The following is a 22376-nucleotide window of genomic DNA, read 5'->3' as shown; positions in this document are numbered from 1 at the left end:
TTATGCCTCCTGTCTTTCCACTGCTAATTGAATAAGCTTGCGAACCAATTCTTTTTTGTCAATTCCCGCTGCTTCAAAAAGCATTGGGTACATACTAATTGAAGTAAACCCTGGCAGAGTATTAATCTCATTAAATACTACCTCATTACTTCCATTCTCCACAAAAAAATCCACTCTGGACAAACCAAATCCATCCACTGCCATAAAAATATCTCTGGATGCTTGTTGAATCTTCTCCACCACCTCTTTGGGCATTTCCGGGTTAATCACCGTCTTCGATTCCTCGCTGTTATACTTGGCATCGTAATCATAAAAAGCATGATCCGCTGCTGCAAGTATTTCACCAATTCCTGAAGCAACTACTTCCTCTCCGCCCAACACAGCACACTCAATCTCCCTCCCCTTAATTGCCTCTTCCACCAGGATTTTACGATCATGGTCTGCCGCAAGTCTTAAACTATCAATCAATTCCTTTCCATTATCTGCTCGGCTCACTCCACAAGATGAGCCTGCCCTTGAAGGTTTTACGAAAACGGGATAAGAAAACTTCGCCTCCACTCTTTGAATTACCTTATCCATATCTTTTAATTCATCTCTGCGAATACCCACATATTCTGCCTGTTTCACTCCCAAATCGTCTACAATAATCTTCGTATAAAGCTTATCCATAGATACTGCTGAAGATAAAACCCCACAACCCACATAAGGTATTTTACTTAGCTCTAATAACCCCTGAACCGTACCATCCTCTCCATAGAGTCCATGAAGAACAGGAAATACAACGTCAATTTTCTGCGTTTTGTACGTTTCATCCTTCAAAATAATCAGTTCCTTTTTCTCTGCATTTGGAGAAATCACTACTTCATAACCTTTTTCTCTCCATGTATTATTTTTAATATCTGCCAACTCATCTACCAGTATCCACTTACCACCTTTGGTAATACCTACCATTAAAATGTCATTTTCATCTGTATCAATATTCTTTATGATTGTCTGAGCTGATAAGCAAGACACCTCATGTTCCGAAGACTGTCCGCCAAATAAAACCACTACCCTTTGTTTTCCCATATTCATTCTCCCTTCTAAACCACCACTCTAAATCTGTTTCATATTCCTTATTATGATTTATTCATCAAAAAAAGTAAAGGATAATATATCTTACCCCTGCATCTGTCTTGTCACCTGTAAACACTTGTGTTATACTGACTGTCAGTGAATTGCCACGAGGAGGATGTTATGAAAAAACTAGTAAAAGAGATTGAATCTCTAAAGAAGGAAAAGGATGCTGTTATACTCGCTCACTATTACGTGCCAGATGAAATCCAGGAAATCGCAGACTATATTGGTGATTCCTACTATCTAAGTGAACTTGCAACAAAAGTACCTCAAAATACAATTGTATTCTGTGGTGTGTCCTTTATGGGTGAAAGTGCAAAAATTCTAAACCCTCAAAAAACCGTTCTTCTTCCAGAACCAACAGCCGATTGCCCCATGGCTCATATGGCGGAAGCAGAACACATTCGCAAATTGCGTGAAGAAACTGAAGACCTTGCTGTTGTCTGTTATATCAATTCATCTGCAAAGCTAAAGGCTGTTTCAGATGTTTGTGTAACCTCATCAAATGCACTGAAAATTGTAGCAGCACTTCCCAACAAAAATATTCTTTTTATCCCGGATGAGCATCTCGGACGCTATATTGCCTCCCTGCTTCCGGAAAAGAATTTTATTTTCAATCCTGGTTACTGCCACGTTCATGCCAGTATACAGAAAGAAAATCTAATCCAGCTAATGTGGGAGAAAAAAGCTGCGAAGGTTCTGGTACACCCAGAATGTCCTATGGAAATAATCGAACTTGGTGACTATGTGGGAAGTACCTCTGGAATTATAGAATATGCTACAAACAGTAATGCTAAAGAATTCATTCTCTGTACGGAAACAGGCGTAACCCATGAACTCTTAAGAAGGAACCCCAACAAGATTTTTCATAGTGTAGAAGTTAAACAAATCTGTCCTGATATGAAGAAAATCACTTTAGAGAAAGTCCATCATACATTAAAAACTGGAGAAAACGAAGTGCTTATTCATGAAGACTTAAGACAACAAACCTATAAACCATTAGAGCGGATGCTTGAATTAGCAAAATGAGGAAATGACATGAGAAGAAAAGATGTAATTATTGTTGGAACAGGTGTTGCCGGCCTGTTCTGTGCTTTAAATTTACCAAGGAATTTGAATATCCTTCTAATCTCTAAAAAGGATTTATCCGAGAGTAATTCTTTTTTGGCACAAGGGGGTATCTGCGTCCTCCCGGATTCTGAGGATTATGATTCCTATATGGAGGACACTTTAAAAGCTGGCCACTATGAAAATTGTAAGGAATCCGTAGACATTATGATTCGATCTTCCCAGAAAATCATACAGGATTTAATTTACTACGGCGTTGAATTTGAACGTCAAAATCAGCATCTTAAATTCACCAGAGAAGGAGCCCACTCCAAACCACGTATCCTTTATCACAAGGATATTACTGGCGAGGAAATTACCACAAAGCTTCTTCAAAGGGTCAGAGAACGGAATAATATCGAGCTTATTCCCCATCTTACTATGGTAGACCTTATTTGCGGAAAAAACACCTGCTATGGTATTATTGGTCGTACAATAGATGGCTCTTTAATCAAAATTGAAGCCAGCCGTACAGTCCTGGCCTGCGGAGGTATTGGCGGACTATACGAGCACTCTACCAATTACCCGCATTTAACCGGAGATGGTTTAGCTGTTGCGATAAAGAACGGTATCAAGCTCAAAGATGTGGATTACGTGCAGATTCATCCAACTACCTTATATATGAAGAAACCGGGAAGGCGCTTTTTAATTTCCGAATCTCTCCGGGGTGAAGGGGCTTTTCTGTACGATGCACAGATGAAAAGATTTGTTGACGAGCTTCTTCCCCGGGATTTGTTAGCCCATGCAATATACAAGCAAATGGAGATTGACAATACCCCTTATGTATGGCTGTCTTTGGAGGCTCTTTCCAAAGAAAAGATACTGGAACGCTTTCCCAATATCTATCAACGCTGTTTAGAAGAGGGCTATGATTTAACACAAGAATGTATCCCTGTCGTACCAGCTCAGCATTACTATATGGGCGGTATCGAAACCGATACCAGGGGTGCAACTTCCATGGCTCAGCTTTTCGCCATAGGAGAAACCAGCTGCAATGGGGTTCACGGGGCAAACCGACTGGCTAGTAATTCCTTATTGGAAAGCCTTGTATTTGCCAAACGATGTGCTCAGGAAATTAAGAAAACAATTAGTACCTCTATCGTAAACCATGGCCATACAAACCGCATAAGCTTAGAGCCTTATGAGGACTATGAAGGTTTGAAAAAGACGTATCGTAAACTTGTAAAAGATGAAATCGAAAGGACGAGAAAACATCATGAGAGATCAAATATCAATGGGATTAAATGCGGATGATTTAATATTACAGGCTTTAAAGGAGGATATTACCAGCGAAGACATTACGACAAACTCCGTCATGCCAGAGGGGCAGGAAGGAGAAGTTTCCTTGATTTGCAAAGAGGAAGGTATTATTGCCGGCCTCGGTGTTTTTGAACGTGTATTCCAGCTTTTAGATCCTTCTGTAGCAATTATATTCACTGTAAAGGATGGGGATTTGGTAAAACCGGGTCAGCATCTTGCATTGTTAAGAGGGGACATCAGAGTACTTCTCTCCGGAGAACGCACTGCCCTTAATTTTCTTCAACGAATGAGTGGAATTGCCACCTATACCAATAGCATAGCCAAGCTTTTAAACGGAAGCAAGACAAAACTGTTAGATACCAGAAAAACAACTCCTAATATGCGTATATTTGAGAAATACGCAGTTACTGTTGGCGGGGGATACAACCACCGCTATAATTTATCTGACGGAATTTTACTAAAGGATAATCATATCGGTGCTGCCGGTGGAGTCGCAAATGCAGTCCGCATGGCAAAGGAATATGCACCCTTTGTGCGTAAAATTGAGGTGGAAGTAGAAAATTTTGACATGGTAAAAGAAGCTGTTTTAGCTGGTGCTGATATTATTATGCTGGACAATATGTCTGTTGAAGAAATGAAGGAGGCAATTGAATATATCGACGGAAGAGCACAAACCGAATGTTCTGGAAATGTCACAAAAGAAAATGTTGAAAACTATACCTCCATTGGTGTAGACTTTATATCAAGTGGAGCATTAACACATTCTTCACCAATATTGGATTTATCACTTAAAAATTTACACAGTGTATAGAATGGGAGGTATTTTTTTGACTGGGGAAAAGAGAAGAGAACTCATATTATCACATATAAAGGACGCTGATATACCCATATCCGGAAGCGAGCTTGCCAAACATTTTCAAGTAAGCCGTCAGGTTATTGTACAAGATATTGCCCTTCTTCGTGTTGCTGATTATAATATTGTTGCCACTAATAAAGGGTATGTGCTAAATACTGCCGGGGATACAGATACTCCTCGTCGCATTCTTAAGGTTCGACACAGTTCCGATGATATACTGGATGAACTCTATACTTTTGTCGATCATGGAGCCCGCATTCTCAATGTTTTTGTGAATCATAAAATTTATGGACGTGTAGAAGCACCGATGAATATCAAATCCCGGCGGGATGCTAACCTTTTTTTGAATGATATAAAATCCGGAAAGTCCACTCCACTTATGAATATTACTTCTGGCTATCATTACCATACCATCGAAGCAGATTCCGAAGAGATATTGGATGATGTGGAAAACGCCTTAAAAGAAAAAAAATACCTGATTATTTAAATTCAGGGGCCATCCTGAGATGAGCCCCTTTTGGTTTGTATCAATCGATTTGGTTTACCACAATATTTAAATTCAAATCCACATTAAGATTGCATCTGTCTGATGTATGATCCTGGATTTTATAGGTTATTTCCGGTTCTTCTGATTCTTTTCTCACAACACTCGCTGTGCTTCCATTCATCAGATTCTGTATGATTCTGTCACGCTTACAATTATCGCAGATATTTCCTTCACTTCCTTCTCCACCTTCAATTACAATGCCATTTTTTTCACAGAAGTTATCCCTTATACAGTTCATCCAACTCCATGTTATATTTTGGTTTCCGAAACGATCTGTTAAATTTTCATATGCTTCAAAGGTTCCTGTTACTCCGCTTTCCATTACGTTTACTGCTTCTTCCAGAGTATTTGTTGTCGTTTTTGCATCCTCCTGCACCACATATCCTCCGCTATTATCTGCTATTTGGAAGGCAATCGGCCAATATCCTCCTGGCTCAACATAAACCTCATTTTCCATATAATAATATACTTTATCTGGAGCAAACGTATCTTCTATTGTGTATACTTCTCTTGTAGAATCAAACGTGTAATAGGTTCTATATCCATAAGATTCTTCCGTTACGCTTTCATCTGGAATCATAATTCCCCAGACCCCTTCTCCCAGAAAAATATTTTGATAATCTACTGAGCATAAAACTTCTCCCCGCATCTCTGAAACCCCATGAACCCCCAGTGTCAATCCGCCCTCTGGACTGGTCGTGTTGGGTTCAACCGTTTCATGAAAAAGTGTACCTGTTGTAGCGGTAAGAACGCCACTGGGTGCAACCTTTGCAGAATAGCTCCCCTCTTTTTTACTGGTATACCTTGCAGTCACTCCACTTACAATAGCCGTTGATACCAATCCCCCTAGTAAAAGAAAAGCTACGATCCGCATTACTCTGTTTTCTTTCATCTTGCTTCTTCCTCTTTCTTAAGCCTTTCAATTTCTTCCTTTATCTTTTCAATTTCTTCATCATCTTTGTTCTTTTCTTTTTTATAGGAAAACTCCAATAATAAAAAGGCCAACACAAGCACACTGATTGTACCAACTGGGGTTTTAAGAACTTTTATAATACCTCCAACAAAGGGAACTCTGCCAATAACCTTACCTTCTATTTTCTTTTTCTCAATTGGCTCATCACCTGTATCGTTTGCATCTCCTTTTGTTTGAACCCGCTCTCCATCCATGCTGACAACTCTATGTACTATCAGGTATCCTGATTCCTGATAGACAACAATATCACCTTCCTTAAAATCATCTGTCTGCTTCACAAAGATCAAATCATCTACCGAAAGCTTCGGCTCCATACTTCCAGATAGTACCATAGCCACTCCGTATCCGAAAGGCATGGGAAGTGCATTTCCCATTATTTTGTTTGCATTAAACATATAGAGGCTGATTCCTATGAATATTCCTACCATACAAAGCATAATCGTTCGAATAATTGCTTTTGATCTTTTCATTTTCCTACTTTTTCCTTTTGAAGTATAAAACAATTATAATCAGCAAACATAATCCTGCAATCCCAAGCCACAACTTGATTTTTGCACCATCTCCTGTTTTTGGTTCTCCGTTTCTTTCCGTATCCATCTCTGCAATTGTCTTAATGACGACGGTTACCTTTAAATCTTCCTCCACAGCCCTGTTTCCCAGATAAGTATCATATTCATCATTTCCCCACTCGAAGGGCCATTGCCAGTTCAAGGTGTAGAAAGCATAATGATTCCCTGCCAAATCTGCCAAATCCGTAATCAGTGAAATATCCTCCACATTTACTAAGGTGTCTTCGTCACCTAAAAGGTAGCTTCCACTGTAACTTTTTAGAGACATCTCAACTGGAAAAAACAAATCCTTTGGCTCTGTGAAAACTTCACAGGTCATTTTATAGCTCATAGTCTCATCACTATTATTCTTGATTTTAAAAGTATATTCTTGATTCGTTCCCGGGGCAATTACCTTATCCTCATTAGAAGACAAAACTGAAATCTCTTTGCTGTCGTTTTGATAGGCGGCACGAAAAACCTCAATCTCTGTTGTTGTTTCCCATATCTGCTCCTCATTATTGGCAGAAGTTCCAGTCGTTTGCAGCAAGGAAATCGTATTTCCTTCAGCCTTTGCTGCTTCCACTAATCGATTCCCTAATATTGCCACAGACAGAATAACCCATAGTATAAGAAAACCTATGAATATCTCTTTCTTTTTATCACTTCTTTTTTCCATTTACACCCTGCTTTATAATGAAACTTTACCCCTCAGCCCTATTGCAAACTGAGGGGTACTATCTTCTTCGTATCTCAGACTAGTCTACTTGTCTTACCGCCATATTGATATCCAGCGAAAGATTTGTGATACTCTTATTTGAAGCCATCGGATAATATGGACCGCCACCATCCGTATTCGTACCGGATGTATAGATATAAGGGTCATGACCTGCCATGACATCTCCCAAAATGGTATCTGCAATACAATAGACACAAGCTGAAGCTCCACTACCTGTCTCCGTGCTATATCCTCCACAAGCTGGAGAACTATTACAGAACTTCCACTCCCAAGATATCTGCGGAACCTTAGTATCAAGTGTGTCACCTGGTGCAAAGGAAGCTGCTGTGTTCAGCTGCCCTATAATTGCCGCCAAACTGTCGGATGAAACCGTATTGCTTGTACTTGAAAGATTAAAGACAACTGGGTAATAGTCTGTATCTAATGTACATATTTCTTCAGCTTGATAGTATTCTTTGCTGGCCTCCCACGAAGTAGCCTTTCGATAACCTGCTTTCTCCTTATTTGGATCATTATCTCTCTTATAGTCGTAATAATATTCTCCACCAGCATCATACTCATCTTTCGTGATTTTTCCAACAAACGTCATCCTTGCATAAGTTCCTTTGGCTAAAGAAATATTTTTCCCTTTTGCCTTTATGTCAATAACGCCGGCAACCTCTGGCGTACCTGTAACGGTGCAGGTAAAGGCTCCGTCTTTACTTTTTGTTCCTGGGGCTACTAGATTCTCTCCGTAGCCTGCATCGGAACTGTCTCTTCCCATTTTTGATGAGACAGAAATCGTCTTGCCCGATGTGTCAACGGTATTTCCTCCTGCGGCATCTGCATATTCCGGACCAAACAGTGATCCCTCCAGCTTAGCCACAACTCCCCATTTTGCAACCCGGGCAGTATCGTTTCCCTCTGCTTTTGTGGTATACTTCGCAAATACTCCACTAATAACTGACGTTGTGAGAAGAGTAGCCACTAAAAGGGCTGATGCCATTCTCATTGCCTTATTCTTTTTCATTCCTTCTTCCTCCTGTAAACTAAATACTGTCTTTACTTCTTTTTCTTAAGGTTCTGTGCCTTAAGTGCTTCCAGCTCTGCTTTCAGAGCCTCTGTGTCCTTCCTTTTTTCCTTTTCATATTTACGCCTTCTTAAAAGGTCATAACCAACTAATAAAATCAACGGACATATTACACAGAGAATTAATCCTTGCGTTGTCTGCATGAACATGGCAATATTGCCGGCTCCTGGGATTCTCCAATCATAAATGCCTACCAAGTTTTTAGCCGGAACGGCCATATCATCATTTGCATTATTGGCATCACCCTTTGTCACAAAAGAAATCTTTCCATTCTCATTCTTTACCTCCATAACACGGTGAGTGACAACTGCATCATCCTTGCTTTGAGGGTCGAAGAAGATAATAACATCTTCTACCTTTACATCCTCTGCTTTAATTGTTTTTCCAACAATCAAATCTCCTGAATGGATCTGGGGATACATAGAATCCGTTAACACAATCATTGGAACAAATCCCCCTACACTTGGCACCTCCTCTGGATTGGTGTAGCTCTTGATAATCAATGTTATGTTTATCAGCAGTATCGGAATTAATAAAACACATAGTGCAGTTCCGATTACGGTAAGAAACTTATGTTTCATTGTGGTCTTTTTCATTTACTTCTCTCCAATGTGTCTTTATAGAGGCATATCTTACTATAATTCACAAAACCAATCAACGTGCACAAAATTTATTTTGTGTTAATTAAGTCAAAAATGCGCTTGCGTGAGAGGTAATATCCTTTTCCTCTTAACACAAGCGCATTTTAGCAGCTCTATCTTATTCTATTATTCTGATTCCGGAATTGCATCTACTGACTCTGCGGCAGGTACAGCCGGATCTTCCATAACCTCTGTCGTTTCTTCCGGTTGAGCAACCGCTTTCATGTCAACGATATCTCCTCGGACAATCTTTTTAATCTCGTCTTGACTGATTGCCTGCCACGGAACATCATCTCCACCCGAGATGGATTTTTCCGGATTTTCTCCTTGGTTCCACCATTTTGCCTCATATGCATTTCCACCATACATAACCCGGTCACCAGAATGGTATTCCGCTGCTTCATCCCATGCCATATAATGTCCCTTTGGCAGCGATACATTCTCAATTGGCTTTTCACCTGGCATAACAGGACCTACCAATTCCCAGGGTATAGCACTTTCCTGTAATACCGGTGCATCTGGCATGTCACCTTTTGTCCACCATTTCGCCCGATAAACATTTCGTCTCCAAACTACTTTTGTATCTGCTAAATAGGCCTTGTACTCTGACCAAATTTCATAGGGCGAAGTTTCAGGATCATCGGCTTTATTTACTTCGTCTTTTGTAATATCTGAAACCGTACGCTGCTTTGCTCCTGCCGCAATGCTTCCTTTCATATGTTTCGATAATGCATCTGCATAAGCATAGCTTTCCTGTACAACCCCACTATAATAATTAGATACCACTTGATTTCCCACAGAGTTTTCATTCGATACGCTATCTCGGTTAGCTGACCACATCGACAATCGTCCAAGACCTACTTCCTGTGCATAATCATTTAGCTTTTTTGCATCTTTTAACGTAAATATCTCGGTTGCAACATCATTTTGCCCAATCATCGGAGTTGCTCCCAGTTTTTTCCACAAAGCTTGATCGCTTAATCGTATCCCGTCTTCCTGGTATATTATTCTTAGCTGCCTATGTGTTTTCTTAAGTGCATTAATAGAGTTTTCGGCCATTGAAAGCTTTTCATCACGAGCCTCACCGTAATTCATCGTCATAATATTAACGCCTGCCAAATCCACTCCAGCATCTAATAATGTTTCAATTGCAGCAGTTCCTTCTTCCGTTAGTCCTTGAGGAATTACCGGTAAAGTCACCCATATAGCCAGCTCATTTCCTTTTTTTGCCCGTTCCTTTTGCAGCTTAGCCAATGCTTCTCCACGCCTTTTCCCTGCTTCTTTATTGGCCAGGCCTTCTTGTTCTAAATCCAAATCAATTGTACTAATGTCATAGGTATTAATTACCGATTCATAAGCCTTCTTAAGGGCGTCTGTATCTTCATAAACTAAAGCCAATTCTTTATTGAGCAGGCCTCCAAAGGAAACAATGACTTCACCTCCATTTTGCCGCAGACGAGCGATTCGGCGTTCCAAATCCAAGTCTTCCGCCGCTTCTTGCAAAGTGTATGCATTTCCCCAACTCGGTTCCTTCTTATCATCTGCAACAACAAATGATAGTACCACATTGTCCTTCCGTTTTTCAAACGGATATTCTGGCGTTAATGTTGCATCCACATAAGATGCAAACCAGGGTTGAACATCACCTTCTGATTCGGATGCCCCCTCTGCCGACAACACATCTCTATAAAAATACCCTGTTCCTGCCACTCCCAAAATCAGACAAACTATAAGCAACCGGGACCATGCTAACTTTCGTTTCCTCTTTTTTTTCTTTTCCATATTATTCCTGCCCTTCTTTATTTCCCACTTCCGTAATAGAGTACGGATTTCCAATCGAGCTCCTCCGTATTCCCGTTTTCGCCTGCAACCTCTTCCTTTACTTCTACAAACAGCCAATTATAAAAATTATTCAATAAATCAGCCAACATATTGAATACTCCCACATAGGATAATACCGCCCATAAGCAGGTAAAGGCATTAAAGAATGCAAAGGCACTATTTGCCCAGTTTCCCTTATTGAATGACCTCCAGCTCATAAATGCCGAAAAGCCAATAATCACTAATGGAGATATAATATATAGAGTTGGTGAGCCAGTTCTATCTTTTACCTTCGGTGTCCGGGCAAAAGGAATCTTTTCCCCAGATAGCATCTGTTGTAAAGATTTGATTACTCCCGCCAAATTTACTGCTAAAAGTAATAAGTTAAAACCATAAATTCTGAAAATATCACTTCGCCGATAACGGCAATATTTTAAATCACTGGCCATACATGCAAAATATGGAACAGCTGCCGCTACAATATAAACACTCAACAGACGGTCATCAAAGGGATACGCTAAAAGGAAAATCAAGCCAAAGCTCGCCCACGCAATGGATGCCATGTAGTTTACCCGTAGTGCAATCTCCATTTTTCTAAGAGGTTTCCCTTCCTTCTTACGACGACGTATGGTCGAAAAAAGCTTTGTTAAAATCAAAAGTCCTCCATTTGCCCAACGACGACGCTGAATAATAAGCGAACCATAATCTGGTGGGGTTGCTGAATAGCTCAGGCGTTCCGGATAATTTTTAAGAGTCCAACCATGCTTTTCCAAATCAATACTAGATTCTGTATCCTCAATGACCGTTCTATCCTGTATAAAGCGGCGTATCTTAAAGCCGTTAACCTCTTCTTCCTCTGCGATATCTTCCAACGCTCTTTTTCGTATAACCGCATTCGCCCCTACCCAAAACGTGGCTCCATAATAAGTTGTCCCTTGGTGAAGAACGTGCTGAATGTCTGTTGTCGCTCCTGCAATTCTCTCAATACGTGTAGAACATCCTCTAAAGGATGAGTAGGGTGTTTGAGTAACCGCTACTCTTTCATTTCCTTCCTGATTTAACAAGAATACTAAGCGTAAGCAGTATTCTCGTAATAAGATAGAGTCCGCATCTAACGTTAAAAGATATTCCGAATCTGGAATGATTACGTCTGCATTTTTTTCATCTTCAACTCGTTGTAAAATCTTACCTTCAGGGGTATGTATAAGCTGATAACTTCCCCCCATCAAATCAATATAAGAATTTAGGTTCATTGCTTTATTCGCTTCATTCGACAGAGATATATACTCCTTTCTTTGGAAGTAATCCACCTCTGCTGTGAAAATCCATACTAAGCGTGAATACATCTGATACACTCTTGTAACAGAAAATGCATAATCTTTATCCTTTGCCGCCTGCTCAAGTGCCCTTGCTGTAGTTTCTAATTCTGCCGCCAGATCTCGCAGAACCCTATTATTAAAGAAGTCATCCACGTGATCCGTCTCCGGTTCCTGATCCGCAAAGTCCCTTAGCCATTTTGCGGCATAATCATATTCTTTCTGTAACATAATTAAGCTCTTTGGCTTCACACGGCTTTTATCTTTATAACACTCTTCAAAACCCTGTCGAGCCTTTTGAAAACGTAAACAAGGCTCTCCCAGCAGCTGGTTTATTTCTTTTGCTAACGCAATTGTAGCATCCAGCTTTTCTTTCTTGTCCGGGTCCTTTGGATTTGGCTTATCGTCAATCAGAAGCCGAATTTGTATGTCTGGATATTCCTGCAAAGCTGCAGACAACATCGTTTGACGAATAACTGCCACTTCTTCATCATAGGATGGAATTAAAACAGTAATCCTCTCCTGATGTTCTGAAAAAAACTTTTCCAACGTTGCCCGAGGAACGCGGCTATGCTCTTTAAAACGCGTTAACGCTCCATGTCGTGAAATCAAATACACCATCGCTGAAAAGCATAATGATGTCACAATCAAAATATACAGCCATGCCTCTACTACTTTCTGGAACTCCCTGTTTCCTCTGACCATCTGGTCAAAGATTGTGGATGCTACATATACGCCCCAAAAAATTAACGTTAATAATATACAGATTTTATTCATCATTATTTTTGTGGCCGAAGGTGTTGCATGAACCATCTCTAGAGGCGTTGTGTTTTTTTCCGTGTTAAACTGTCTTCTTTTTTTCATCTTTTTACCCGCTTTTTAATATTCCTGTGTTGTTAATGTGCTCTGTGATTCTTAAAATACTTAAACGACATTTTAATTAAATATTTATAAAAATTATAAATAATCAATAAATATGCGTCAATGCATTTTAAGAAATTGGCGCATTTTTGTGAATTGTGTTCAATTCAGTTCAAATGATATTCTTTTTTGCGGTAATTATTTTGCCATATCCCCCCTTTATTCTTGAAATACGTTGTCTATAGTGATAGCATATTCTTGTATACATTTTTGACCCGTTTTTTTATTTCTTTACATTTGCGAGGTATATATGTCCCAATCTGAATTTATTTTAAATGATGACGAGCTCGACTCATCTCCTCTTAATACAGTAATGAATATCTTAGGCGTTACGGCTTTAGAACTTTCGAAACAATGTGCGGTTTCAAACTCCATTATTTCCCGTTATAAAAAGGGAACCCGACGTCTTAAAGCTGGAAGTCAGGCTTCTTTAGAATTGGCACGTGTGCTTTCACAACTGGATCAGGCTCAACAACTGGATTATCTTTTCGTAAATCAACGTATTGGCGGAGAAAGTAAAGAGGAAGCTCTTCGAAAATTTCTTACCGATTATAAAGCTCCCGTTAAGCGGACACGTTCCATTCCTCCCCCAATACAGCAGACCGGTAGATACCATTTCACCACAGAGGTATATCTAGGGAAACAAGGTGTCATGGATGCAACAATAGACATGCTGGAATACGTAAATTTCCTTCCACCTGGACAAGAAATCGTCATATGCGTTCATGGGGAGTTTGACAGTATTTGGCATAACAACCTTCCTTTCGCCCTTCGTCTTCTTTTGAAAATGAAGAAAGCCACAGAGCGAGGAACCACATTTACATTGGTAAACCGCAAAACTGATGACTTAGAAGGAAGTCCTTATTTTTCTATGTTTTGGATTTCCATACAACTAAAAGGAATATTGAAGACTGCTTATTATGATGGTACCGTCACCTCAAGGCTCTTCGATGCCGTTATCCCTGGATATTGGCAGGCTTATGTAGAATCCGACAATACAGCTGATGATGGGCTGATTACCATTCACAGTACGGACTCCCGCAGCATATATAACGCTCAAGTCACTTGCAATGCTTTCTTTGACCGGTGTATCCACTTAGATCAATTTGGTTTTCTGTCCTCTTTTTGTACAGCTGACACCGAGGCAAAGTATAGTTTCCCCTCCGTTCTACCCCCTTGGGACGAAGCAGATGCACCAAGTCCTGACGGAAGCTTCTCCTCCTGCAGCAGCATTCCAAGCTTTGGAATTTTGACTCGAAAAGAGTGGGAAGCTCTTTGTGCTCCCAACCCTCTTCCTGATCTTCCAGACTACCTCTTCTCCCATCTGGAACAGGAAAACAACTTAGCAAAAGGAACCTGCCAAATAATACTCTGTCGTGAAGACGTAAGAACTGGACTCAGCGGGAAAAAAGTAGTAAGCCTTCCCCTTAGTCTTCTTCTTGGACGAGAGGTTGTCATTCCATATGAGATGCTTCATACAATGATGTGGCGAATTGAATCCTATATGAGGGTAAATCCAAACTTTCAAGTTGCACTTGTCCCACGACGTGCTTTTGAAAAGTTGGAATTCGAGATGATACACTGGCATCACAGTATCGCCCTTGGTTGGCTTATGGATGGAAGTAACAGTATGCTCACCACTGACCCTATTATGTCTAGAAGTTTTTTCAGTGGAGCCAAATACACCTGGAATCGCTTGCGTCCTGGTTGGAAACGTTTTCGTAATGTTCATTCCACTTTACGCAAATGGCTGACTGGCAAAGATTTGGATACACCTTTTGATGACAGTGCCGTGATACGTAATTGGGAACTTATTCCAAAAGATATAAAAGAATAACAAAAAATGTCTGCTTACTGAATGTGAGACAAATTCTGTAAGCAGACATTTTCTTTTTTTGCGTATCTTTTAATATGCTTTTGGCAATCCCCATCTGTAGTGGCTTGCCAGCAAGCGAACTACAACTGTGGAGACCATTCCTGCCATCAGGCAGATTCTTTGGTCTATGGCCATAATAAACAACCAATAATAGAGAATTGCACCTATAATTGCTGCAACTGCGTAAATATGCTTCACTAGAATAGCCGGAGCTCTCTGGCTCATCATATCCCGCAGCACTCCTCCGCCAATACCTGTAATAACTCCTAAGGATATACAAAGGAAAGCATTCTTTTCATGTCCAAAATCCATTGCTGCCTGTACCCCAGTAACGGTAAAGGCTCCTAATCCAATGGCATCAAATATCATGTTAAGCTTTAATAGCTTTTCCCCAATTCCCAAACTATTATTCTTTCCGGACACCCTTTTGGCAACTGCAAATACAGCCACTGATATAAGTGCCGAAACCAGGACATACCGATAATTGTAAAAAAATCGTGGCGGTGTCTGCCCCAGTAGCAAATCTCTAATAATTCCTCCCCCTAGCGTTGAAATAACACCTAAAGTAATGACTCCGAATAAATCGAATCGCCTCTCAACCGCCAGCATAGCTCCGGAAATTGAAAAAGCAATAATTCCAAGCCACTCAGCAACTCCAAAAATATAATTTGTTAAATCCATTCCTCATTCCCCTTTATGCTATATATTACTTATTTCCAATCCTATTTCCAGTTGTTTTATCATGTCCCCCAATTCTTCATGCAGCCACCCAAAAGCTTTCTTTCCAGTACAGTGTCCTGTATAAATATACTGAATTCCAGTTTTTTGTATCTCCCTGGCCAACTGTCGAACCTCCTTTTGGGATTTATTGTAAAGATGGAACCCTCCGATAAGCGCTGCCACCGTCTTTCCTGGGTAAGCCTCTGACACTTCACGAATAATATTAATAACGCCTCCGTGAGAACAGCAATTAAATACAACTAATCCTTCAGCAGTGTCCAGAACCAAGCTTTGTTCATGACAGAAGTTATCAGGAATCCAGCCTGTCGAACTCTTCTGATACATCCCTTCTCTTTTTCCAATCTCTTCTAAATGAGGTGTTCTATGAGGAATAAGGCTCACTCCGTCACAGATTTCAAAATTATCCGTGGCATACACAATTCGGTCTTTGTATGCTGCTAAAACGCCTTGGGGTAATCCGATGTATTTACGAAAAACCCACTTCTTCGCATAACAATTCTCTTTGCATCCTTCCTGCAGATAAAAAGTGGCTTTATCATTTATTTCAAAAAAATCAGACATCCCATTTCCATGATCGTAATGTGCATGTGATAGCACTGCAAAGTCTATATCTTTGAGAGAAATGTTTAGTTGTTCTGCATTTCGAATGAATAATGAGGATGCTCCTGTATCAAGGAGTATGTTCTTTCCTTTATATTCAATGTGTATACAAAGTCCCCACTCTCCAAAAATTCTTTCATTTCCTATATTATCAACAATTACTGTAGCTTTCATTCTTTTCTATTACTCCTTCTTATGTATAGGTAATCTGCTCTTTCGTGAACGAGTCAAAGGCAAAAACCTAGAAAATCGCTGTATTTCAGTAATAGGTCAGATGCTATTCTTTGAAAAGATTCAGTTTTGAAAACATCTGATGAAGCTTATGTTCATCGAACGGCAGATACTCTGCCACTGTAAACCCTTTTATACTGCTGTTGTCCTCAACAAGTTTAAGAAGCTTCCCTAATTTCTCCATAGTCATTTTCCCGCTTCCAGCACCGTCTCCTACTAATTCTTTATTTGCAAAATAAGTAGAATGGAATAACGATGCATCTAATACATCAATATCAAGATGCAATAAGATGTGGTCATATCGGCTTACGAACTCCTTAATTTCTCCATTCTTAACAAAGTTCTCTGTCTGAATTTTATAATTTACACCCGTTTCATCAAGAAAACTCTTCTGATAATCGTGGATCTCCTGCAAGCCTATATAGAGAATATCCTTTGCGTCAAACGGCTTGTTTTTCATTCGCTCTGTCATGACGCTATCTCCATATCCCATAAGAGAGCCGAGCACCATCGCATGTGCATTCGGATAGCCATTCTCTGCCTTTGACACATCAGGATGTGCGTCAAACCAAACAATTCCGACATTTTCGTATTTGCCATGCAGATAGTCAAAAGGTGCAAATGAAACAAGACAGTTTCCGCCGATCGTAATAATTCTATCTGGGTTCTCTTTTTCTATCTGAGCATTTGCATTTTCTAAAGCGAAGATAATCTCATCTTTTCCATAAATGCCATCAACGATTTCTTTTTCTTTTCCGTTTGGAGGAATGACATCGACTTTTACTAACAGCTGCTCCTCATTATGAGGAAGAATATGCTGCAATAAATTTGCACCAAAATAATATGTTTCAAGCCCGCCGCTTACATGGTCGGGGTATAGAAGTCTAATTGTTTTCATGTTAGTCTTTCTCCTTTACCTTGTCTTCTAACTCAAGCATAAACTTATCAAAATCAGACATGAACAATTTATCTTGAATCACTCTATATTTTCCAAACTCTGTTTCTGCATGGAGTTTTGCAATCTCGGCGGATACTTTCCCCGCATCGTTAAGTAGACCATACTCAAACATTTCAATATAAGCAGAAACCATTCTGTCAAGCTGACTTAACTCAAATTCTGATAGATAATTTTTCGCAACTGTCACATCAGTTTTTTTAATTTTTCCACTCGGTGCTTCAGCCCAAGTGGTAAGACCCCTGTGATCCTTTTCACTATTTGCTCTTTCTACAATAAGTTCTGCTGCAGTATGTCCATGAACAGCATAGTGCATTTTATTTTGAACAGAAGCGATATAGGTGAGATATTCAGCCGCACTTGAGCGGATAGTAATTTCTTCTTTTTAGACATAATTATCTGCTCCTTTTTTTGAACTATTCAGAAATTCTGAACAGTTGCCTACTCATAACTTTCATACGCACTCTGCATTTTCCAAACATTATCTTTAAAAAATACATTGCGATATTCTAAGTCAAAATCTTTGTATATATCCGAAATTGATTGTACTATTGCTTGTTGAATCGTTCTGTCTAACGTTGTAGGTATTCCTAAAGCTCTTATCTTTCCATACCTGGCACACCGAAAAAGCACCCTGCCATAGCAAAGTGCCGGAAAAATAATTTTATCCTTCAACCTCAATTTGAATACCTGACTTAAACCAAAAATCTAAATGGTCATCAAACACTGCTATTTTCTCAATTAGCTTGCGAACCAACTGTAATCTTTTCGGCAGTCAACGATATACTCTACATATACCGTATCATCTTGTATTTGGTAAAGGACAAGATACCACTTTTCAATAAACATCTTGTGATACTTATTCGGTGTGATATACAGTTCCTCAAAAAACGGAAAACGTTGCGGCATTTGAGAAAGAGAACGCAGTGCAGTCATAATTTCTTTCTTTTTCTCTTTCGCCGCTTGCTTATTGACCTGTGCCATAAAGTGGACATGCGTTCCCAACATTGCTTTTGCCCTGTCGGAAACAATCACTTTGTATCTCCTGCTGTCTGCCATACGTTATACCTCTGAAATAATTTCATCGAGATATACGTCAAGCTCATCAAGAGTACAGCCGATTCTTCCTGCAATCCGATCCTCCTGGGCACCAAGCAGTTCTTCACGGAGCTTCAACATTTTTTCCCGTCTGTTGTAGGTCTCAATATCCATAACAACCAAATCTCCCTCACCATTCTTAGTAAGGAAAACCGGTTCTTCGGTCTTTCTACACATATCAGCGATCTCATTGTAGTTTTGACGAATTGCTGCGGATGGACGAATATTCATAATGACACCTCCTCTAATTCATAACGGTAGTAATATTCTACTCATATTATACCCATTTCATGCAACAACGTCAATCACACCAGTTTTCTTCTTATCTTTTTTATCCACTCCTCTAGACTCCAAAATTTATCGGACGGATTCCCTCTTTCGCTTAGTAATTCTATATATATTCCTTATTGAGCCTGTCCATATAGGCTTCTTGCCAATCCGCTATTTTGCTTCTAAAAAGCTTCCAGGCTTTTTCAGTAAATCCTCTTTCCTGCAAAATATCAATCCTCCTATTAAGCTTGAACTATTTGCATTTTCCAAATAGTGCACATGCGCAGTTATCCGATTTTTTCAGATAACTCCCTATTTCCTTTTCCCTTTTTGCTCCAGCAACTTTATGCTTTCCAAATAGTCCTTTTCCGCATTGCTAAGCGTTTTGGCTTTATACTTTTTATACTCAGTCTGAGCCTTTTCCATCGCCTGCAAATGACTAACCGTGCCATTTCCGGTGAGAAGATTTTCGCCTGTGGAAGTTAAAATCCCATCCAGATGCTTTGCCCAATCCTCCATTGTCATAGGTATTTCCCGCTCCGCCTGTCTTTCCGCAAAATCAAGATATCCTGATACCAGCTGACCCATTGCCCTCAGTTCTTTTTCATCCAGATAATTCTTTGCAATTTTTGCTTCCCGCAGCGTTGGCTGATCTCCGGAAAATGACATCAATCCCATGAAGTCTTTTTCGGCATCCGCACGATGATAAATAACCTCTGCTGCCGTTTCTCCTGAAACGGCATAATGGATTTTATTTTGCACTCTCTTGAAAAACTGAACAGAAATTTCCGCTTTAGAATCATAATCTACGCTTGTAGCATAGATTTCCAACACCTGACGATAAAACACTTTTTCAGATGCTCTAATATCACGAATACGCTCCAACAGCTCTTTGAAGTAGCCGCCACCGCCCAGTTCCTTTAGACGGTTATCATCCATGGCAAAACCTTTTTTGATGTATTCTTTTAAGATGTTTGTTGCCCATATGCGAAATTGCACACCACGCTGTGATTTCACACGATAACCCACAGAAATAACAACATCAAGGTTATAGAATTTTGTAATATTACTTTGCGTTTTGCCTTCCATCGCACCGTGCTGACTGGTTATTGCAAATTCTGCAACAACCACTTTTTCATCTAATTCTCTCTCAGTAAAGATGTTTTTAATGTGGCGTGAAATAGTCGATTTATCTCTTTGAAATAATTCTGCCATTTGCTCTTGCGTAAGCCATACTGTTTCGTCAACCATACTAACATCTATTTTAGTCAAACCATCTTCGGTCTGGTAAATTATCATTTCACCGTAAGTGTCCAACTTGGTTGTCCTCCTTTCGCTAACTGCATTGCTTTTTATTCATACTCCTCATACGCATTTTGTATTTTCCAAACATTATCTTTAAAAAACACATTGCAGTATTCCAAGTCGAATTTTCTGTAATCCCACGATACTTCTTTGCCAGAATACATATCCATTATTTGAGGTACAGTACCATCCTTATCTGTTTTCTCAATCATTTCAGCAAGTTCAAAAGGCGATGTATCCTCAATAATGCCTTTGCCTTTTCCATCAGTAACATATGGATAATGGGTTCCTGCTCCTCGTTTCATTTCAGTTATTGACAATAATTCTATCTCAAATTCCCAGCCTGCACCATAGTCATATTCCATGCTCAACTTATCTCCAACACTGAGTTTTAGAGTGGAAAGCTTTGTCTTGATTGGATCAATAGCAGGCTCATCATCAAAATCATCCTCTTCAAATACGATTTCATAACGCTTGCCATCAAATCGTATATTAAACAAATGGCTTGCTGTACTTTCAAAAGCCGCCAATACAGCATATCCAAGCTTTGCAACACTTGAAACAGAAGTGATTTCTATATCTCTCCAAATAACATTTTCCAATTCACAGAGTTTCACTTTAAATTTATATACATCTGCCATAATACATTTCTCCTAATCTTCTCGCTTCACATAAGTAAGTTCAATATCATATCCCAGTGCTTCCAGCATCTGCACAAAAGTCTTGTTCACAACACCGTCCTGCTTTTTGATGATGCGATTGACATACGGACTTGTTGTTTTAATCTTCTCCGCAAGCTGTGTCTGTGTCATGCCGCTCTCTATACATTTTACTTTTACATCTACTTCAATATTATTTTTCAGCATTCAAATCTCCTCTGTCTGCACTGGTTTTAATAAATTGCACTTATTAGACAATTTATTATACCGTGTTTCTATGTTATTTTCAAACATTCCAGAAAAATAAGCACCCCGCTTTTCCGCAAAATGCTTACCATCGCAATCCCATTTTTTATCCTCGTATTTCAATCTGAATCCCCGACTTGAACAAGAAATCCAAATGGTCATCATAATCAATCGAAAACACATATATACATATCAACAATATAAACTATCCCTATAGGTTAATTCAAAACTCAATTTTGCACCCAACAGTTGCAAAATTACTGTTTTCTATTCGTTCTTCCCATACTTTGTTCTATATTGAATCGCTCGCGTTCTATTTCATATTTTAATTCATCCTCAGTTGGTATATACAATTTGTATTTTGACGCATACAAACTGTCATTCTCATTCAATACTGAGTATTTAACCATCGTTTCATTCTTTTCAGAACACAAAATAATACCTATCGTAGGATTATCCCCTTCTATTTTTATATTTTCTTCAAAGTACTTTACATAAAAGTCTATCTGTCCTACATCTTGATATGTTAGTTTGTGAGTTTTCAAATCTACAAGAACGAAGCATTTTAATAGATAATTGTAGAATACCAAATCAACATAGTAATGATCACCATCAATAGTGATCCTTTTCTGCCTTGCAACAAAAGAAAAACCTTTGCCAAGTTCAAGTAAGAACTTTTGCAGATTGTCAATTAATGCTTGTTCTAAGTCCTTCTCTAAATATGCTTTATTCTCTTCTAATCCTAAAAACTCCAGGATATATGGATCCTTCAAAATATGCTTAGGATTTATATCTGGCTCCAGTGATTGTATTTCTGCTTTCACCTCTATTCGCTTTGATTCATTAGTAGCTAAAATTCGCTCATAATAAAAAGAATTAATTTTCCTTTCCAACTGTCTTGCGCTCCATCCATTTTCAATGCACTCCTCAATATAATACTCTCTCTTTTCAAGTTCCTTAATGCGCATTAGCAGACGATAATGTGTCCAGCTCAATTCAGAACGCACTGCGTTCCATTTTTGAAAAGATTCATAAAATTGACGCATATAACGTAAGTTTCGTTCGTCAAAACCTCTGCCAAACTCTTTAGTTAATTGTTTAGCTGTATATTTGATAAGTTGCTTTCCGTATTCGGCTCTGCTGCCATCCTGTGCTTCGTAAATCATCTTTCCAATAAGCAGTTACCATCGCAAAATTAACAGTAGTAACTACGTCTTCCTTTGCATTTAAAATAGTCTTTCTAATATTTTCGTATTCTGGATAATCCGTCATGATTAACTTAGTTTCTTTTTTCACCATCTGCACCTCTCTCACCGTAATCTTATAATGATTAATCCTGATCTTTTGCTGAAGTATCCATTTCCTTACCTCACCACAGTAACCGCAAACATATTTTACCCCAACAAGCCACAAAAGCACACCTACATATCCCGCTCAAATCCCCGAAACCCTTTGATTTACAGGGCTTTCCGCTCCAACAA

Annotated in this window: 23 protein-coding genes and 1 pseudogene; 5 read left to right on the top strand and 19 right to left on the bottom strand. The window is 39.3% G+C overall.

Features of this window, described 5'->3' with window-relative positions:
• Nucleotides 1-1068, bottom strand: a complete 1068-nt coding sequence (locus tag NHH15_RS00675; RefSeq protein ID WP_262064709.1) for a D-alanine--D-alanine ligase family protein — start codon at nt 1066-1068, stop codon at nt 1-3.
• 168 nt (nt 1069-1236) lie between these two features.
• On the opposite strand from NHH15_RS00675, the gene nadA reads away from it, so the two are divergent.
• From nadA to NHH15_RS00655, 4 genes are read left to right on the top strand one after another with little or no spacing between them, the layout of a single operon-like run.
• Nucleotides 1237-2145: a quinolinate synthase NadA gene (gene nadA / locus NHH15_RS00670; protein ID WP_262064708.1), complete on the top strand. Its 909-nt coding sequence runs from the start codon at nt 1237-1239 to the stop codon at nt 2143-2145.
• A 9-nt stretch (nt 2146-2154) separates the two neighbouring features.
• The gene (locus NHH15_RS00665) at nt 2155-3477 is read left to right on the top strand and encodes an L-aspartate oxidase (RefSeq protein ID WP_262064707.1); all 1323 of its coding nucleotides are present in this window, start codon (nt 2155-2157) and stop codon (nt 3475-3477) included.
• On the top strand, nt 3440-4294 hold the full coding sequence (gene nadC, locus NHH15_RS00660; protein WP_262064706.1) for a carboxylating nicotinate-nucleotide diphosphorylase: 855 nt from the start codon (nt 3440-3442) through the stop codon (nt 4292-4294). Before NHH15_RS00665 ends, nadC begins: the two co-directional genes overlap by 38 nt.
• 16 nt (nt 4295-4310) lie before the next feature.
• The gene (locus NHH15_RS00655; protein WP_262064705.1) at nt 4311-4826 is read left to right on the top strand and encodes a transcription repressor NadR; all 516 of its coding nucleotides are present in this window, start codon (nt 4311-4313) and stop codon (nt 4824-4826) included.
• Nucleotides 4827-4866: 40 nt separating this feature from the next.
• Here the strand turns inward: NHH15_RS00655 and NHH15_RS00650 are convergent, their stop codons facing one another.
• From NHH15_RS00650 to NHH15_RS00620, 7 genes are all read right to left on the bottom strand, one after another.
• Nucleotides 4867-5778 (bottom strand): hypothetical protein, encoded by a 912-nt coding sequence (locus NHH15_RS00650; protein ID WP_262064704.1) that lies wholly within the window; start codon nt 5776-5778, stop codon nt 4867-4869.
• Nucleotides 5775-6329: a signal peptidase I gene (locus NHH15_RS00645; RefSeq protein ID WP_262064703.1), complete on the bottom strand. Its 555-nt coding sequence runs from the start codon at nt 6327-6329 to the stop codon at nt 5775-5777. Before NHH15_RS00645 ends, NHH15_RS00650 begins: the two co-directional genes overlap by 4 nt.
• Nucleotides 6330-6333: 4 nt before the next feature.
• Nucleotides 6334-7086, bottom strand: a complete 753-nt coding sequence (locus tag NHH15_RS00640) for an LPXTG cell wall anchor domain-containing protein (protein WP_262064702.1) — start codon at nt 7084-7086, stop codon at nt 6334-6336.
• 79 nt (nt 7087-7165) lie between these two features.
• Nucleotides 7166-8155 (bottom strand): hypothetical protein, encoded by a 990-nt coding sequence (locus NHH15_RS00635; RefSeq protein WP_262064701.1) that lies wholly within the window; start codon nt 8153-8155, stop codon nt 7166-7168.
• Between the two features lie 32 nt (nt 8156-8187).
• A complete protein-coding gene (locus NHH15_RS00630) occupies nt 8188-8811 on the bottom strand; it encodes a signal peptidase I (RefSeq protein WP_262064700.1) in 624 nt (207 codons plus the stop codon).
• Nucleotides 8812-8982: 171 nt separating this feature from the next.
• Nucleotides 8983-10638, bottom strand: a complete 1656-nt coding sequence (locus tag NHH15_RS00625) for a chitinase (protein WP_262064699.1) — start codon at nt 10636-10638, stop codon at nt 8983-8985.
• Nucleotides 10639-10655: 17 nt separating this feature from the next.
• Entirely contained in the window at nt 10656-12857 is a 2202-nt protein-coding gene (locus NHH15_RS00620; protein ID WP_262064698.1) for a glycosyltransferase family 2 protein, read from the bottom strand.
• A gap of 307 nt (nt 12858-13164) precedes the next feature.
• Here NHH15_RS00620 and NHH15_RS00615 point away from each other — a divergent pair, with 307 nt between their 5' ends.
• Nucleotides 13165-14751: a hypothetical protein gene (locus tag NHH15_RS00615; RefSeq protein WP_262064697.1), complete on the top strand. Its 1587-nt coding sequence runs from the start codon at nt 13165-13167 to the stop codon at nt 14749-14751.
• Between the two features lie 69 nt (nt 14752-14820).
• Here the strand turns inward: NHH15_RS00615 and NHH15_RS00610 are convergent, their stop codons facing one another.
• The 11 genes and pseudogenes from NHH15_RS00610 to NHH15_RS15565 form a co-directional block, all read right to left on the bottom strand.
• Nucleotides 14821-15471 (bottom strand): trimeric intracellular cation channel family protein, encoded by a 651-nt coding sequence (locus tag NHH15_RS00610; RefSeq protein ID WP_262064696.1) that lies wholly within the window; start codon nt 15469-15471, stop codon nt 14821-14823.
• Between the two features lie 18 nt (nt 15472-15489).
• On the bottom strand, nt 15490-16305 hold the full coding sequence (locus NHH15_RS00605) for an MBL fold metallo-hydrolase (RefSeq protein ID WP_262064695.1): 816 nt from the start codon (nt 16303-16305) through the stop codon (nt 15490-15492).
• A gap of 103 nt (nt 16306-16408) precedes the next feature.
• A complete protein-coding gene (locus tag NHH15_RS00600; RefSeq protein ID WP_262064694.1) occupies nt 16409-17260 on the bottom strand; it encodes an arginase family protein in 852 nt (283 codons plus the stop codon).
• 1 nt (nt 17261) lies between these two features.
• A pseudogene (gene rhuM, locus NHH15_RS00595) lies at nt 17262-17657 on the bottom strand (RhuM family protein); the annotation flags it as partial.
• 401 nt (nt 17658-18058) lie between these two features.
• Nucleotides 18059-18376: a type II toxin-antitoxin system RelE/ParE family toxin gene (locus NHH15_RS00590; RefSeq protein WP_262064693.1), complete on the bottom strand. Its 318-nt coding sequence runs from the start codon at nt 18374-18376 to the stop codon at nt 18059-18061.
• Nucleotides 18377-18379: 3 nt separating this feature from the next.
• Nucleotides 18380-18646: a type II toxin-antitoxin system Phd/YefM family antitoxin gene (locus NHH15_RS00585; protein WP_262064692.1), complete on the bottom strand. Its 267-nt coding sequence runs from the start codon at nt 18644-18646 to the stop codon at nt 18380-18382.
• 351 nt (nt 18647-18997) lie between these two features.
• Nucleotides 18998-19984, bottom strand: a complete 987-nt coding sequence (locus NHH15_RS00580) for a virulence RhuM family protein (RefSeq protein ID WP_262064848.1) — start codon at nt 19982-19984, stop codon at nt 18998-19000.
• Nucleotides 19985-20037: 53 nt separating this feature from the next.
• On the bottom strand, nt 20038-20631 hold the full coding sequence (locus NHH15_RS00575; RefSeq protein WP_262064691.1) for a plasmid pRiA4b ORF-3 family protein: 594 nt from the start codon (nt 20629-20631) through the stop codon (nt 20038-20040).
• Nucleotides 20632-20643: 12 nt separating this feature from the next.
• A complete protein-coding gene (locus NHH15_RS00570) occupies nt 20644-20856 on the bottom strand; it encodes a helix-turn-helix domain-containing protein (protein ID WP_262064690.1) in 213 nt (70 codons plus the stop codon).
• A 296-nt stretch (nt 20857-21152) separates the two neighbouring features.
• Entirely contained in the window at nt 21153-22061 is a 909-nt protein-coding gene (locus tag NHH15_RS00565) for a PDDEXK nuclease domain-containing protein (protein ID WP_316044062.1), read from the bottom strand.
• Entirely contained in the window at nt 21994-22314 is a 321-nt protein-coding gene (locus NHH15_RS15565) for a hypothetical protein (RefSeq protein WP_316044061.1), read from the bottom strand. Before NHH15_RS15565 ends, NHH15_RS00565 begins: the two co-directional genes overlap by 68 nt.
• Nucleotides 22315-22376 lie beyond the last annotated feature (62 nt).

The organism is Aequitasia blattaphilus, from assembly GCF_024721305.1.
GTDB classification, from domain to species: Bacteria; Bacillota; Clostridia; order Lachnospirales; family Lachnospiraceae; genus Aequitasia; species Aequitasia blattaphila.
The sequence above is the reverse complement of the archived record's forward strand: the minus strand, read 5'-3'. Positions and strand labels throughout refer to the sequence as shown.

Coding starts and splice junctions, on each gene's coding strand:
- NHH15_RS00635 (WP_262064701.1), bottom strand. CDS start 8,155: ATGAAAAAGAATAAGGCAATGAGAATGGCATCAGCCCTTTTAGTGGCT.
- NHH15_RS00575 (WP_262064691.1), bottom strand. CDS start 20,631: ATGGCAGATGTATATAAATTTAAAGTGAAACTCTGTGAATTGGAAAAT.
- NHH15_RS00610 (WP_262064696.1), bottom strand. CDS start 15,471: ATGGATTTAACAAATTATATTTTTGGAGTTGCTGAGTGGCTTGGAATT.
- NHH15_RS00630 (WP_262064700.1), bottom strand. CDS start 8,811: ATGAAAAAGACCACAATGAAACATAAGTTTCTTACCGTAATCGGAACT.
- NHH15_RS00590 (WP_262064693.1), bottom strand. CDS start 18,376: ATGGCAGACAGCAGGAGATACAAAGTGATTGTTTCCGACAGGGCAAAA.
- NHH15_RS00620 (WP_262064698.1), bottom strand. CDS start 12,857: ATGAAAAAAAGAAGACAGTTTAACACGGAAAAAAACACAACGCCTCTA.
- nadA (WP_262064708.1), top strand. CDS start 1,237: ATGAAAAAACTAGTAAAAGAGATTGAATCTCTAAAGAAGGAAAAGGAT.
- NHH15_RS00645 (WP_262064703.1), bottom strand. CDS start 6,329: ATGAAAAGATCAAAAGCAATTATTCGAACGATTATGCTTTGTATGGTA.
- NHH15_RS00675 (WP_262064709.1), bottom strand. CDS start 1,068: ATGGGAAAACAAAGGGTAGTGGTTTTATTTGGCGGACAGTCTTCGGAA.
- NHH15_RS00580 (WP_262064848.1), bottom strand. CDS start 19,984: ATGATAATTTACCAGACCGAAGATGGTTTGACTAAAATAGATGTTAGT.
- NHH15_RS00570 (WP_262064690.1), bottom strand. CDS start 20,856: ATGCTGAAAAATAATATTGAAGTAGATGTAAAAGTAAAATGTATAGAG.
- NHH15_RS00625 (WP_262064699.1), bottom strand. CDS start 10,638: ATGGAAAAGAAAAAAAAGAGGAAACGAAAGTTAGCATGGTCCCGGTTG.
- NHH15_RS00615 (WP_262064697.1), top strand. CDS start 13,165: ATGTCCCAATCTGAATTTATTTTAAATGATGACGAGCTCGACTCATCT.
- nadC (WP_262064706.1), top strand. CDS start 3,440: ATGAGAGATCAAATATCAATGGGATTAAATGCGGATGATTTAATATTA.
- NHH15_RS00650 (WP_262064704.1), bottom strand. CDS start 5,778: ATGAAAGAAAACAGAGTAATGCGGATCGTAGCTTTTCTTTTACTAGGG.
- NHH15_RS00565 (WP_316044062.1), bottom strand. CDS start 22,061: ATGATTTACGAAGCACAGGATGGCAGCAGAGCCGAATACGGAAAGCAA.
- NHH15_RS00640 (WP_262064702.1), bottom strand. CDS start 7,086: ATGGAAAAAAGAAGTGATAAAAAGAAAGAGATATTCATAGGTTTTCTT.
- NHH15_RS00600 (WP_262064694.1), bottom strand. CDS start 17,260: ATGAAAACAATTAGACTTCTATACCCCGACCATGTAAGCGGCGGGCTT.
- NHH15_RS00585 (WP_262064692.1), bottom strand. CDS start 18,646: ATGAATATTCGTCCATCCGCAGCAATTCGTCAAAACTACAATGAGATC.
- NHH15_RS00665 (WP_262064707.1), top strand. CDS start 2,155: ATGAGAAGAAAAGATGTAATTATTGTTGGAACAGGTGTTGCCGGCCTG.
- NHH15_RS00605 (WP_262064695.1), bottom strand. CDS start 16,305: ATGAAAGCTACAGTAATTGTTGATAATATAGGAAATGAAAGAATTTTT.